We start from the raw sequence: 13,710 nt of genomic DNA on the forward strand, positions 1-13,710 counted from the left end.
AGAAAGGAAGGCAGCATGAAACTCATTACCGCCATCATTCAGCCCGGGCGGCTGGATCAGGTTAAACAGGCCCTGACCGAGGTCGGCGTGCACGGCATGACCGTCTCGTCAGCCCAGGGCTATGGTCGGCAGGGCGGCCATAAGGAGGTCTACCGGGGCAGCACTGTCAAGGTGGACCTGGTTCCCAAGGTGCGCCTGGAGGTGCTGACCGAGGATCGCCGGGTTGACGAGCTGGTCGACACCATCGTCCAGGCTGCCGCCACCAACACCGTGGGCGACGGCAAGGTCTGGGTGCAGACCCTGGACTCGGTGGTCAGGGTCCGAACCGGGGAGACCGGCGTAGACGCCATCTGAGGCAACCGCCTGCTGCCGTCTGTATGGTCGTCTTCCTCCTACTGACCAGTTTCGCAGGATTCCGTCGCTGTGGCCAATTTCATGGTCTAGCGGTCGAGGTCCTGCTTTTTTATGTCTCTTCAGGCTTGGCTGGCCTGGCTAATCGTCCCCATCCAGACATCGGTGCGCGTTCTCAAGCCATTGCAGATGGCCCTGACGCCGATGAAGAGGACATTGAGCACGGCCCAGAGCATGGCTATCCGCCAGGTGGGTGTCCAGTTCATGGCCAGAGCCGTCATGCCCAGCAGGCCGATCACGTAGATCACAGCCGTCAGGGAGCAGGTGGCTGCCAGGTAGCGATAATCCCCGGCCCCGATCAGAATCCCGTCCAGCGCCCACATCCATCCGGCGACCGGCATGAACACCCCTTGGACGATCATCCCTACGGTGATCAGCGACCTGATGGCTGGCGTTGGACTAAACAGTGGAGCGGCGAAGAGGCCCAGAGCGATCATGACCAGCCCGACCAGCACTCCCATGGCCATGCCGGCCCTGGCCGACAGGTCGGTCATGATCCGTGCCCGTGACCGCTGTCCGGCGCCCAGCTCGGTGGCTACCAGTGACTGGCCTGCGATGCCCACGGCGTCCAGCATGTTCAGGCCGAAGTTCCAGGCCGAGTTGACCCCCTGGTAGGCAGCCAGTACCTGCTCGCCCAGGTGGGCCGCCGCCACCACGGTCATGAAGAGGCAGACCCGCAGGGCCAGGGTCCGCAGGAAGAGCGGGAAGCCGTCGCCCATGCTGGCCGCCATGCCTGAGAGCCGGGGCCGTAGCTGGGCACCTTCCCGATGGGCCCATACCAGGGCGGGAATGGTCAGGAAGAGTCCCATGGCCCACTCGGCGATCAGTGTTGCCAGGCCCGAGCCCAGAATGTCCATGTGCAGGCCGAAGACCAGAAGGACCTCCAGGACGGTATTGAGGATGGCGCCCGACACGGCGGCTACCAGGGTGATCTTTACCTTTTGCAATCCGCGGAAGATGCCGTTGGCTGCATACACCATAAGCATGGCCGGAAGGCCGAAGACCAGGGCATTCAGGTAGGTCTGTGCTGCCTGCAGGACCGGCCCGCGGGCTCCCATCAGGCTGCAGATGGGACGGCTCAGAGCCAGGAGCAGGGCGCAGACGACTATGCCGATGACGAAGGCCAGCCACATGCCGTCCACACCAGCCTGCATCCCCTCCCGGCGGCGGCCGGCGCCCATGAGTCGGGCCACCTGGGAGGTTGTCCCATAGGCCAGGAAGATGCAGAGCCCCACGGTGGTCAGCACCACAGTGGATCCGACGGAGAGCCCGGCCAGGGCCGAATCGCTGATGTGGCCCACGATGGCGGTGTCGATCATGACGAAGAGCGGGGAGGCAATCAGCTGGCCGAAAGTAGGTATGGCCAGTCCAGCAATGGTCCGGTAGGTCGCTCGCCGCTCTTCCGGCGTGATTGATCCGGTCTTGGTTTCGGGGATGTTCCTGTGCCTGCGCATGGACGACATGCTAATGCTCTGGACTGAAGACACAACCCCTGAAAGCCGGTCCGTGGACACCCTGCCGGTGGATGCCGTATCACCAAACAGCCTTGAGTGCAAGCTGGATTGATGATGTGGAAGGCTGTCCCCAAGTTTTGCACAGAGTTATACCCATGAGGTGGATAAGTTGCGCACATGTCCTCTAGGACACGCCTTGAATGTGGATAACTTATTTTTCTGTACACATACAGGAGAGGCCCCTACCCGGCCAGTACGGTCGGCGCGCCCTGGTGAATGCCTTGGGTGAAATCCTCCTCATAGGGCTTTCAAGGACGGTCCTCTTCGTAGAATCGTGGCTATGGCTTCCGACGACTATACCGACTACACCCATCCCGAACAGCGTCCAACCGATCATGCCCAGACCGGCCGCGACATGCTCTTCGACCGGGTGCCCCCGCATGATGACGATGCGGAGATGGCCGTGCTGGGCGGCATGCTCATGAGCAAGGATGCCATCGGCGAGGTCAGCCAGATGATCGATATATCCGACTTCTACCAGCCCAAGCACCAGACCATCTACGAGGCCATAGTCACCCTCTTCTCGGCCTCCCAGCCGGTGGATGCGGTCCTGGTGGCCAACGAGCTGCTCAAGTCCGGCGACCTGGAGAAGGTGGGGGGCACTGACTATCTGCACTCCCTGGTGGCCTCGGTTCCTACAGCCGCCAACGCCACCTACTATGCGGAAATCGTCCACCAGCGGGCCATCCTGCGCAACGTGATTGCGGCCGGCACCAAGATTGCTCAGCTGGGTTATTCGGCCGAGGGTTCCCAGGCCGAGGACATCGTCAACCTGGCCCAGGCCGAGGTCTACGAGATGAGCGTGGGCAGGGTCCGCCAGGATTACGAGGCCATCGGTCCGGTCGTCCACGACACCCTGGACCAGCTGGATAAGCTGCAGAACGGCGACATGGAGCGGGGCGTGCCCACCGGCTTCAAGAGCATTGACGACGTGACCCAGGGCCTGCAGCCCGGACAGATGATCGTGGTGGCCGGCCGCCCCGCCATGGGCAAGTCCACCCTGGGCATCGACTTCGCCCGCGCCGCGGCCCTCCACAACAACATGACCACAGTGGTCTTCTCCCTGGAGATGAGCAAGACCGAGCTGGCCCAGCGCATCATCTCGGCCGAGACCGATATTCCCCTGGTGGCCCTGCGCCGGGCGGACGACATTACCCCCGAACGGTGGAACACCCTGAACACCTTCTGGAGCAGGCTCCAGGATGCTCCGCTCTTCCTGGACGATTCGCCCAATATGAGCCTGATGGAGATCCGCGCCAAGTGCCGTCGGCTCAAGCAGACCAACGACCTGAAGCTGGTGGTCATCGACTACCTGCAGCTGATGACCTCGGGCAAGCGGGTCGAATCCCGCCAGCAGGAGGTCTCCGACTTCTCGCGCGCACTGAAGCTGCTGGCCAAGGAGCTGGAGGTTCCGGTGGTCGCGCTGAGCCAGCTCAATCGAGGGCCCGAGATGCGCAACGACAAGAAGCCCATGCTCTCCGACCTGCGTGAGTCGGGATCCATCGAGCAGGATGCTGACGTGGTCTTCTTGGTCCACCGGCCGGACTTCTACGACAAGGAGGACCGCCCGGGTGAGGCCGACATCATCCTGGCCAAACACCGCAACGGCCCCACCGACACCTTCAAGCTGGCCTTCCTGGGCGAGAAGTCCAAGTTCAAGGACATGCCCCAGGACTACCAGCAGGGAGGGGTCTGATCATGCGGTCCACGACTTCCAAGACGCAGCCTGCCGATCAGCCCGGTCGTCCCCGTCGGCCTTGGCGTTCGCTCCTGGCCCTTCTGGTCGGCAAGGCGGTGCGCCTCGTTTCGCGTCTGTCCCATCATGGCGGTTCGGCCCTGCCTGGCAAGGTCGTCGAGCGGATCGACCCGGGCTTCCTGGCCAGGACCCTGTCGGGGCTGCCCCGTGGTGTGGTTCTGGTCTCGGGGACCAACGGCAAGACCACCACCACCCGGATGGTGGCATCTATGCTGGAATCCCTGGGCCTCAAGGTCTTTACCAACCCGACCGGGTCCAACTTCACCCGTGGTGTGGTCTCGGCCTTGGTCTCTACCCTGGGGTTCTCTGGCCGTTTGCATGCCGATATCGCCGTCCTGGAGCTGGACGAGGCCTATGCGGTTCACTTTGTGCGACAGGTCAAGCCCCGCTACGCTCTCCTGCTCAATGTCATGCGTGACCAGTTGGACCGGTTTGGGGAAATCGATACTACTGCCCGGCTGCTGGGTCAGGTGGCTCAGGCCACTACGGGCACGGTGGTCCTCAACCGCGAGGATCCGCGCATCGCCAGCCTGGCTGCCCAGACACCGGCCCAGACCGGTGTGGCCTACTTCGGTCTGTCAGATGACCTGCTGACCTATTTCCCCACTGATGACGACATGCATGCCTCGGACCGGGACGCCGATGGTGCCGGTGCGATCAGCGCTTCCCGTCCGGTCCGCCCCGGTCACCGGTTGCCAGCCGAGGTGAGCCTGGAACGGGTCATGGACCACAGGGCCTCCTTCCGCCTGGACGGTCGTCTTCTGGAGACCGATCTGCGCCTGGAAGGTGTCTACAACCTCTACAATGCGGCCGCTGCCCTGGCGTTGGTGAGGGTCGTTCTGGAGGACAGGGAGCCTGATGATGCAGCGCTCATGGATGCTCTGTCCAAGGTGACGCCCGCCTTCGGCCGTGGCGAGGTCATCACCTACCAGGGCGCGCCGGTTGAGCTGGTCCTGGTCAAGAACCCCATGGGCTTCCGACTGGCCCTGTCCTCCTTCAACCCTGCCGGCCAGGACACCATGATTGCCATCCGCGACGAGTATGCGGACGGGCGTGACATGAGCTGGCTCTGGGATGTGGATTTCACCTCGCTCAGGGATGCCGGCGTGGCCATGGTCTCCGGCACCCGGGCCTATGACATGGCCCTGCGCCTGGCCTATGACCAGGTGCCCACTGAGGCGATCGAGACCGACCTGGATCGGGCGCTGACGGCCTTCCTTGAGGTACACCCAGGGCGACCCAAGCGGATTTACTGCACCTATACTTCTATGCTCAGGCTTCGGTCCGCCCTCGGCAGGATCACGAGCGTGGACGATGCCGGGGTGGGCGCATGAGCGAGCGAGCCAAAAGGAGCGCAGGAATGCCGCAGACGCAGGATAAGGCCAAGGCCGTGGGAGACCATCCGCCGCTGCAGATCCTCTCCCTCTACCACCGCGACATGAACATCTACGGGGATTCGGGCAACATTCTCAGCGTGACCCGCCGGGCTGAGCTGTACGGGTTCCGCCCCATGGTCCGCTATTACGATCCAGGCGATGCCTGGCCGGAGCAAATCGACATGATTCTGGGCGGCGGCGGACAGGACCATGGCCAGGAACGGATCATCGACGACCTGCGGGAGCGGGGCGGGCTTCTGCACGATCTGGCTGACCAGGATGTGCCCATGCTGATGATCTGCGGGCTCTATCAGCTCTTCGGCCATTATTTCGAGACCTCCGACCATGAGCGCCTGGAGGGGGTCGGCATCCTTGACGTGAATACCATTGCCAAGCCCGAGCGGATGATTGGCAACCTGGTGGAGCAGGCAGAGGATTTCGGCAGGGTGGTCGGCTACGAGAACCACTCGGGCCTGACCTATCTGGGGGAGGGGGCCCAACCCCTGGGCATGGTGACCGAGGATGGACGCGGCAACAACGGCAAGGACCACACCGAGGGGGCCCGCTGGAAGAAGGTCATCGGCACCTACATGCACGGGTCGCTGCTGCCGAAGAACCCGGCCATCACGGACTTCCTTATCGAGGGCGCAGCCGAAAGGCGGTACGGCCAGGGCACCTTCGCCCAGATGCAGGCGGCCATGGACCAGAAGAGTCGGAGCGAACTGGAGCGTCTGGACTCTCTGGCAGATCAGGCCAGCCGTATCGCAGCCTCCAGGCCCAGATGAAGGAGAGCCTGCGGTTCTGTCTATGGTTCCTTCGGTTGCGGCAGATATTCTGATTAGGAATCAGAGGGCAGTGCCAGGGAAAGGTGCCGCGGTCCCTTTTGCCATGGTGTCGAATCGGATCGGTCAATGATAACCGGCTAGACTGTAAAGAGAGACGGCCGCTCGTCTCTTGGCGGTCAAAAGAGCCCGGTACTTCAAGGGCGTATGAATGCTGGGAGGCATATCATGTCGGATTTGCATATCGGTGACGGATTGCACAAGGTGCTTCTGGCTGGCATCGGAGCCTTGGCCACAGGCGTGGAGAAGGGCCAGGAGGTCATTGACAACCTGGTCAAGAAGGGCGAACTGACGGTCGAGCAGGGCAAGATTCTCAACACTGAGCTCAAGCGGAACAGACAGAACCCTCCCGCTCCTGCACCTGCTCCTACTCCTGCACCTGCACCTGCAGACAGCGCACCTGCACCGGCCGCTGGCGCTCCCAGGCCTGCGACCCATGTTGCTCCTGACCCCCGTCGTACCGACCATGATCCCTTGGCGCCAATGCCGAATCGTCGGTCCGGGTCCATCCCCATCACATCCAATGATCCCATTGCGGGTCAGCAGGGCTGAAGGCGGTCGATTACTGTCAGCGTCGGTCGTCTGCGCCGGAATGTCTGCCGCTGGTCGGCCATGCGGGCAAAGGACGCAGGTGAGTGGTGAGTATGGATGCCATGAACGGGCATGATGCCCCTGTGCAGACCATCGGCCTCTTCGGGGTCGGTACGGGAGAGCGGCAGGGGGCGGCAGTAAGGATCCGGCACAGGCGTGGCAGGGCCCGTCGACTGGCCGAGATGATCCGCATAGCGAACCGGTTCGACATCATCCACGGTCTGACCCCGGTCACCATGCGCCGATTGTTCGAAGCGCTCGGACCCACTTTCGTCAAGGTGGGCCAGATTCTCTCCATGCGTTCGGAGATCCTGCCGGAGGCCTTTTGCCGTGAGCTCTCCAAGTTGCGCGCCGATGCGGATCCCATCCCGTATTCCGTGGTGACCAGCACCCTGGCCGCCGAGTACGGCCGTCCGCTCGACCAGATCTTCTCCTCCATAGACCCTGTTCCCCTGGGGTCGGCTTCCCTGGCGCAGGTGCATCGGGCCCGCCTGGTCAGCGGTGAGGACGTGGCTGTCAAGGTCCAACGCCCAGGGATTCAAGAGACCATGGCCCAGGACATCGACATTCTGCGCAGTATGGTCAAGTGGGCCTCCCGGTTCGTCCGCAGCACCCAGGTGATTGACATCCGCGGGGTTGTCGAGGAGCTCTGGGAGACCTTCCAGTCCGAGGTCGACTTCCAGCAGGAGGCCGCCAATCTGGCTGAATTCAAGGATTTCTGCAACTCATACGCCTACATCGACTGCCCGAAGCCCTATCCCGAACTGTGCACCAGGCATGTGGTGGTGATGGAGTACATCGACGGGATATCCCTCTCGCGGCCCGCCCAGCTGGTGGCCCAGGGCTATGACCTGAAGGAGATCGGTACCAAGCTGGTCGACAACTATGCCACCCAGATCATGGACCGGGGCTTCTTCCACGCCGATCCGCACCCCGGCAACATCATCATCCGCGATGGCTGCATAGTGCTGATAGACCTTGGCATGGTCGGGCGTCTGGATAAGGTGACCAAATCGGCTTTGAAGGACATGATTTTTGCGGTGGGCCGCGAGGATTCACCGGCCCTGGCCCAGGGGCTGCTCCGCTTCGCCGGTACGGGAGAGGCCAGGGCCGAGGACTACCCCTACCTTCTGGCCGATCTGGATGCGGTCGTCCAGCGGTTCGGCAAGCTGGATCTGGCTGATCTGGACATCGCCGAATATGTCAATGCCGTTATGAAGCTGGCCGCCCGGCATGGCATCAAGGTGCCGGGGTCGGTCACCATGGTGGCGCGGTGCCTGGTCACCCTTGAAGGACTCTTGGACGAGTTCCTGCCCGAGGCCAACATCGTGCAGATCATCACCGATCATGTCGCCTATAGCCAGGGCACGGGATCCATCCTCAAGGAGGAGACCCGGAAGCTGGGCGTCCAAGGCGACTTGGCCCTGCATGGGCTTTTGGGCGCCCTGGCTGAGTCCCAGACCGCGGCCAAGATGCTTACCCGTGGCCAGCTGCGCGCCAATGTGCAGCTGGTAGGCTCCGAGGAACCCCTGCAGCAGCTGTCCGACATGGTCAACAGGCTGACCATGGCCCTGATTGTCGTCGGCCTCTATGTGGGCTCCTCAATCGTCTACTTCGCCCGCATCAAGCCGGTGGTCTTCGGTATCCCGGTGGTCAGCATGCTGGGATACGTGGTGGCCTTCATTCTTTCGGTCTGGATAGTCCTGGACATCCTGATCAAGCACCGGGCCCTCAAGCGTCGGCGACGCAACGGCGAAGCCTAGGCTGAGAGCCCATCCATCCTGGATAGATACAGATACTCTCTGATGCTGAATCAGCCGGCGAAGTCCTCAACGGTTTCAGGATCCTCATGGTTCATGAAAGCGGATTTGCCGGTGTCCATGGCACGCAGCCGGTCCATCTCCTGGTCGCTGAGCTGGAAGTCCCAGATGTCGAGGTTCTCGCGCATGCGCTCGCGGTGGGTGGTCTTCGGGATGATGATGACCCCGTCCTGGACCAGGAAGCGCAGGGCCACCTGGGCTGCGGTCCGGCCGTGCGCTTGTCCGATTTCGGTCAGGGTCGGGTTGGTGAACATACCCTGGCGGCCCTCGGCGAAGGGTCCCCAGGATTCGATCCGGGTGCCGTACTTGTCCATGTAGGTGCGTTCCTGGGGGCGCTGGTGGAAGACGTGGGTCTCCAGCTGGTTGACGGCCGGGACGATTCTGTTGAACTTGACCAGGTCCACATAGCGGTCGGCATAGAAGTTCGAGACTCCGATGGCCCGCAGAACACCCTGGTCATAGAGATCCTCAAGGGCGTGCCAGGCTGCGTAGTAGTCGTTGAAGGGCTGGTGAAGGAGGACCAGGTCCAGGTGGTCAGTCCCCAGCTTCTTCAAGGACTCCTCGATCGAGGCCTTGGTCTTGTCGTACCCGTAGTTGGTGATCCAGACCTTGGTGGTCAGGAAGACCTGGTCGCGGTCGAGGCCGCTCTGGGCCAGGGCATCTCCGACGGCCTGCTCGTTTCCATAGGCCTGAGCCGTGTCGATGGCCCGGTACCCGGTTTCCAGAGCATCCAGAACCGAGCGGCGGCACTCGTCCAGGTCGGCGATCTGGTAGACGCCGAAGCCCTCCATGGGCATGAGGACGCCGTTGTTGAGCTTGACGGACGGGACGGCAGTGGATGAATCGTTCTGCATGGTATTGTGCTTCTTTCTTGGCAGATTGCTTGACGGAGTTGGTTAAAGGCGGGGCATGCCTCTCTAATCTGCTTGTTCAAGGATAAGGCCTTGAAGCAGCTTGAAGTCAAGCCGGCAAAGCGCGTCCGGCCTCCTGCGATGCTAGCGTGGGTAGTGAAGTAGCTGATGGCTGGAGGCGATGATGGGGTCCAAAGCACGATTGGCCGGCAAGGTCGCACTGGGTCTGGGATTCGGGGTTTTTGGAGCCTGGTGCTGGGCCCTGGCTCCTGGCCTTTCGGTGGTTGCGGGCCGAAGAAAGCCTGCTGGACTGTCGCTGCATCCATATGCTCATAGGGGTCTGCACGATGCTGGCTCGGGGATGGAGACGACCAATCCCGACGCTGAACAGACCGCCTACTTGCACCGTATTCATGATTGCCTGAAGGTTGCGTCTGTTAAACCCCTAGGTAGGCACGCTTCGGCTCCGGCCAATCCCCATCGGGTGGTGGCGCCCGAAAATTCGCTGGCTGCCTTCGAAGCGGCCTGCAGGGCCGGCTACGGGATTGAGTTGGATGTCCATCTCAGCCGTGATGGCCAGGTGGTGGTCATCCACGATGGAGATCTGCGGCGGGTGGCTGGTGTCAATCGAGCAGTTGCGGACCTGACCTACGATCAGCTGCGGAGGATTCCCCTGTGCCCAAGCCCAGCCCAGGCTTTTGAGTCCGTGGAAGAGATTCCGGGTTCTGCCGACCACGATGGCGGTCCCGAAACGGAGGGAGAGGACGAGAGTCTCGACGATTCTGAAGTGCAGCATGTGCCTCTTCTGTCTGATGTGCTCGCTCTGGTGGATGGCCGGGTGCCCCTGGTCGTCGAGATCAAGATGGACCGGGGCTTGGATCGGGAGCTTATGCACCGCACCGATGCCCTCCTGTCTCAATACCAGGGTCCTTATGTGATTGAGTCCTTCAATGTCCTGGCCCTTGCCTGGTATCGGGTTCACCACCCAGGCGTCACTAGGGGACAACTGGTCGCCCCCTACCACGGTCGCGTAGACACATGTTCCTCGGCTGTGCGCTGGATGGCCGGGTCCCTCCTCTTCAATTGGCTGGGGCGGCCGGACTTCGTGGCCTGCGAGTGGCACAGCGGGCACTCAATGCCCATGCGGCTCTATCGATTCCTGGGTGGGACGCCCATCGCCTGGACCGTCCGTTCCGAGCGCGCGCAGGAGGCGGCCAGCCCGGACTTCGACGGCATCATCTTCGAATCGTATCTGCCCGAGAGCTGAACCAGCTGTACAGGCCTGAGGCCGCAGCAGCCAGGCCTATCGCCCAGAGGGCCATGGTCAGGAAGTAGCCGTAGGGGAGAGGCACGACGCTCATGTCTATCTGGCCGGACAACTGGTGGAAGATGACGGCCAGCACCCCCGCCATGGCCAGGGCTGAAAGCAGGATGGCCGAAAGAGCATCGATTACTGACTCCCAAACCGAGGAGCAGACCAATGTTCCACGTGAAACACCGGCAGCCTGCATTCTCCGATTCTCCTGGCGACGCTCATTGACTGCGATGGCGCATGCCTGGATCAGGAATATGGCCGTCAGGACGATGGCCCCGTTCGCTATCTGGGGCATGGCCCGCTGCACCTTCTGTGACCTTTGGATGTCGGAACGAATGTACTCCTTCTTGGTGCAAGCCTTGATGCCCTTGCTGTCCCATGAAGCGTTGAGCTTACTGATCAAATCGTTTGTCTGGACTCGGGGAGCGGTCCTGACTAAGGTAGTCAACCCACGGTCGTCGGGAGCCAGTTGTGACAGGCTGTCATCCATGATCAGGTACTCGCCTGTCTGCCCTGTCGGTGTCATGTCAACAATGGCGGTGATGGTCAGCGTGTGACGCTTTTCGTTTTTGTCGATTAAGGTCAGCGTGCGTCCGAGGGGATTCTTTTCCTGACTGTGGCCTTTCGATATGGCGACCTTACCTGCTCCCAGGTCTGCAGCCGAGCCTGTGATGAAAGCAGGACTGATCGTGTCAAGCGCCTTGCCGCTTTTGTTGATGTGCATGGCACTGATGAAAGGTGCATCGCTTTTGCTGTCTGTGTTGCCCGCTCTTCTCCAAGATTCTTTGCTGTAGGTGACGGCGGATCCTACATCTGCGGACGAGCGAAGTTGCCGGTCCAAATCCCTGGTGTCTTTGGTATCTGTTGTGACCATGACTTCGGCAGCGACCGGCTTATACCGGCTTATGGCTTCTTGCGCCCAGCTGGACCGTCCCAGGGCTATAAATCCGGTTACGATGACCAGCATCAGTATGATCGGCACTGCTACGGCGGTGGAGCTCCGGTTCTCCTTTCGCGCCCTTTGGCGCGCCAGAAGACCGGCGCCTCGGAAGGCCAGTTGGAAGGGGATGCCGATCAGGTTGGCGCAGGCCGGAACCAGGACAGGAGCCAGGGCGCCGATGATGACCAGCAAACATCCGGTCGAGGCCAGAATCTGGATTTCAATGTCCATGCCATTGAAGCGGTGATAGACCATGGCCAGTCCTCCAGCCAGGCCGGCCAGGGCGATTATCAGGCGAAGAGGACCAATTGACTTGGTCCCCGATCGGTTCTCGGAGTCCTGCAGGGCCTCGATGGGAGAGATCGCGGTAATCCTCCTGGCGGCGAACCAGGTTCCTAAGAGGCCTGCCAGGAGTATCCCAGCGAAAGCGAAGATAATTCCCATGGGGTGTGGATGCGCGCTCATTTCCAGCGCTTCGAGGCCTGAGTTGATCAGGGACTTGGCGAATGCTGGCACCAGCAGGCATCCCGCCAGACTGCCCAGGAGGGCGGCCAAACCTACCGGAATCATGAATTCCAGTAGGGAGATGAATCTCACGGTCCTGGGAGAGGCGCCTGAAAGCCGCATCATGGCATACTCGCGACGACGGCGCTCGATCAGGAACCCCACAGAAGTGATGACGAGGAAGATGGAGACGAACCCACATATGCAGGCGTACCCTATGGATATTTGTGAAGCGCCGTCTTGTAAGGACAGGGTCATAGCGCGATCGTAGGAATTCATTGCGCGTGTATCCGGCATTCCGTCGCCCTTCCGAGCGGCAATGGCTACCTGGACCCAGGCGCTGGTAAGGACCGAAGCGGCCATGACCGCCAGGACCATGACCGTGTAGGAGGACCGATGCTCATGCAGAAAGGATCGCACCAGGGAGGCCAGGCCAGGAGTGCGTACCCTGGTCCGACCTGCGGTTTGCGAGCCGCCCCCACCCATCGGTCCTGAGGCACCGGTTCCTGTGATTGATCTACCTAGGGAAAGGGACTTGCCCTCCATGGTGTGCTCCTTTCTCACCCTTGAATGCTGCTGTTCCTATTGCAACACCGGGCGAAGGCCCACTCAGGGTGTTTTCAGGGTCAGACCAGGGGAGAACCAGGGTGGCAATCAGCGATTAGGCATTCTCGTGCGAAAGGTGAGTGTAAGAGGCAAGAGGATGGAGGGCGGGAGGATTATAGATGTGATGACTGGTTCGCTAAGCTCCATGGCATTGCAGAGTCGGCAGTTTCTATAGCGACGATTTCATACCCGAGCCTATCCTTGCAGACGAGGTAGGAGAGTGAAGCCTGCCTATCTTAGGCAGCATCCGCCGGAAAGGACATTGAACACCGTTGAAAAAAGGACCCGAATCGTGCAGGATTCGGGTCCTTGTCAGGTATGGGGTCCGTGCTCCGTCAGTTCGTCAGGTCAGTCGATGACGCCGTAAAGACGGTCGCCGGCATCGCCCAGGCCGGGCACGATGTAGGCGTGCTCGTTCAGTTTCTGATCGACTGCGCAGACCACCACCTTGAGGTTGATGGAGGGGTCCATCTCCTCCTTGAGGCGGTTTAGGCCCTCAGGAGCGGCCAGAATGTTGATGGAGGTCACGTCCTTGGCCCCGCGCTCGGCCAGGTATTTGGTGGCGGCGATCAGGGTACCGCCGGTGGCCAGCATGGGATCCAGCAGGAAGCACTGACGACCGGAGAGGTCCTCTGGCAGGCGGTTGGCGTAGGTGATGATGTCCAGGGTGTTCTCGTCGCGCTTGAGACCGAGGAATCCGACCTCAGCGGTAGGCAGCAGTCGGGTCATGCCGTCAAGCATGCCCAGTCCGGCGCGCAGGATGGGAACCACCATGGGGCGCGGGGAGCAGAGCTTCTTGCCCACCATGGGAGCGACCGGGGTCTCGATGGGGTGGTCCTCGATGTCCAGATTGCGTGTGGCCTCGTAGGCCTCAAGCATGACCAGTTCGCTGATCAGCTCGCGGAAGGTGTTGGAAGGGGTGTTTTTGTCCCGCAATACGGTCAGCTTGTGCTCGATCAGCGGGTGTTCCAGTACGTGAAGTTCCATACCTCTCAGCGTAGCTCAGCGGGTCGGCTTCTGGTAGCGACCGGCAAGCCATGCTGCCTTCGATTTGGGAATGAAAATGAAAACGCCGAACCATGCAAGCGCCTGTCGGCGCAAACGCCGCTCGCAGCGGCAACAAACGGAGCCCGGGGCTTAGCCATGGTCCGACGCAGTCCCCATTGTAGGGCATGCCGGGGTCT

10 protein-coding genes and 1 pseudogene are annotated in these 13,710 nt (G+C 61.6%); 7 read left to right on the forward strand and 4 right to left on the reverse strand.

The genetic code is table 11. The features are described from left to right. Positions 1-15: 15 nt before the first annotated feature. The gene (locus AACP62_RS00615) at positions 16-354 is read left to right on the forward strand and encodes a P-II family nitrogen regulator (protein ID WP_121912878.1); all 339 of its coding nucleotides are present in this window, start codon (positions 16-18) and stop codon (positions 352-354) included. Between the two features lie 119 nt (positions 355-473). On the opposite strand, the gene AACP62_RS00620 is transcribed toward AACP62_RS00615, so the two are convergent. Then, positions 474-1,865: an MATE family efflux transporter gene (locus tag AACP62_RS00620; RefSeq protein WP_339345668.1), complete on the reverse strand. Its 1,392-nt coding sequence runs from the start codon at positions 1,863-1,865 to the stop codon at positions 474-476. 415 nt (positions 1,866-2,280) lie between these two features. On the opposite strand from AACP62_RS00620, the gene dnaB reads away from it, so the two are divergent. From dnaB to AACP62_RS00645, 5 genes and pseudogenes are all read left to right on the forward strand, one after another. Next, positions 2,281-3,621, forward strand: coding sequence for a replicative DNA helicase (gene dnaB, locus AACP62_RS00625; RefSeq protein WP_198177608.1), 1,341 nt, complete (start codon positions 2,281-2,283; stop codon positions 3,619-3,621). Then, positions 3,621-5,015: a Mur ligase family protein gene (locus AACP62_RS00630; protein ID WP_425332901.1), complete on the forward strand. Its 1,395-nt coding sequence runs from the start codon at positions 3,621-3,623 to the stop codon at positions 5,013-5,015. The genes dnaB and AACP62_RS00630 overlap by 1 nt, the downstream gene beginning before the upstream one ends. A gap of 26 nt (positions 5,016-5,041) precedes the next feature. Then, the gene (locus tag AACP62_RS00635) at positions 5,042-5,842 is read left to right on the forward strand and encodes a type 1 glutamine amidotransferase (protein WP_339345671.1); all 801 of its coding nucleotides are present in this window, start codon (positions 5,042-5,044) and stop codon (positions 5,840-5,842) included. A gap of 225 nt (positions 5,843-6,067) precedes the next feature. After that, positions 6,068-6,304: pseudogene (locus AACP62_RS08315) on the forward strand (phasin family protein); the annotation flags it as partial. A 239-nt stretch (positions 6,305-6,543) separates the two neighbouring features. Beyond that, positions 6,544-8,253: an ABC1 kinase family protein gene (locus tag AACP62_RS00645; protein ID WP_339346497.1), complete on the forward strand. Its 1,710-nt coding sequence runs from the start codon at positions 6,544-6,546 to the stop codon at positions 8,251-8,253. 50 nt (positions 8,254-8,303) lie between these two features. On the opposite strand, the gene AACP62_RS00650 is transcribed toward AACP62_RS00645, so the two are convergent. Further along, positions 8,304-9,164 carry an aldo/keto reductase gene (locus AACP62_RS00650; RefSeq protein ID WP_198219556.1) on the reverse strand — a complete coding sequence of 287 codons (861 nt, stop codon included), beginning with the start codon at positions 9,162-9,164 and terminating at the stop codon, positions 8,304-8,306. A gap of 181 nt (positions 9,165-9,345) precedes the next feature. On the opposite strand from AACP62_RS00650, the gene AACP62_RS00655 reads away from it, so the two are divergent. Continuing rightward, positions 9,346-10,428, forward strand: a complete 1,083-nt coding sequence (locus tag AACP62_RS00655) for a glycerophosphodiester phosphodiesterase family protein (protein WP_198219555.1) — start codon at positions 9,346-9,348, stop codon at positions 10,426-10,428. On the opposite strand, the gene AACP62_RS00660 is transcribed toward AACP62_RS00655, so the two are convergent. Both AACP62_RS00660 and upp read right to left on the reverse strand, forming a co-directional pair. Next, entirely contained in the window at positions 10,397-12,484 is a 2,088-nt protein-coding gene (locus AACP62_RS00660) for an FtsX-like permease family protein (protein ID WP_198187819.1), read from the reverse strand. The two genes, AACP62_RS00655 and AACP62_RS00660, sit on opposite strands and share 32 nt — an antisense overlap. Before the next feature lie 390 nt (positions 12,485-12,874). Further along, positions 12,875-13,513, reverse strand: a complete 639-nt coding sequence (upp, locus tag AACP62_RS00665) for a uracil phosphoribosyltransferase (RefSeq protein ID WP_015022561.1) — start codon at positions 13,511-13,513, stop codon at positions 12,875-12,877. Positions 13,514-13,710: the final 197 nt, after the last annotated feature.

The organism is Bifidobacterium apis, assembly GCF_036986835.1.
Lineage (GTDB): Bacteria > Actinomycetota > Actinomycetes > Actinomycetales > Bifidobacteriaceae > Bombiscardovia > Bombiscardovia apis_A.

What these genes read in the sequence shown, in the direction of transcription:
- AACP62_RS00615 (WP_121912878.1), top strand. Translation starts at nt 16, where the DNA reads ATGAAACTCATTACCGCCATCATTCAGCCCGGGCGGCTGGATCAGGTT.
- AACP62_RS00620 (WP_339345668.1), bottom strand. Translation starts at nt 1,865, where the DNA reads ATGCGCAGGCACAGGAACATCCCCGAAACCAAGACCGGATCAATCACG.
- dnaB (WP_198177608.1), top strand. Translation starts at nt 2,281, where the DNA reads ATGCTCTTCGACCGGGTGCCCCCGCATGATGACGATGCGGAGATGGCC.
- AACP62_RS00635 (WP_339345671.1), top strand. Translation starts at nt 5,042, where the DNA reads ATGCCGCAGACGCAGGATAAGGCCAAGGCCGTGGGAGACCATCCGCCG.
- AACP62_RS00645 (WP_339346497.1), top strand. Translation starts at nt 6,544, where the DNA reads ATGGATGCCATGAACGGGCATGATGCCCCTGTGCAGACCATCGGCCTC.
- AACP62_RS00650 (WP_198219556.1), bottom strand. Translation starts at nt 9,164, where the DNA reads ATGCAGAACGATTCATCCACTGCCGTCCCGTCCGTCAAGCTCAACAAC.
- AACP62_RS00655 (WP_198219555.1), top strand. Translation starts at nt 9,346, where the DNA reads ATGGGGTCCAAAGCACGATTGGCCGGCAAGGTCGCACTGGGTCTGGGA.
- upp (WP_015022561.1), bottom strand. Translation starts at nt 13,513, where the DNA reads ATGGAACTTCACGTACTGGAACACCCGCTGATCGAGCACAAGCTGACC.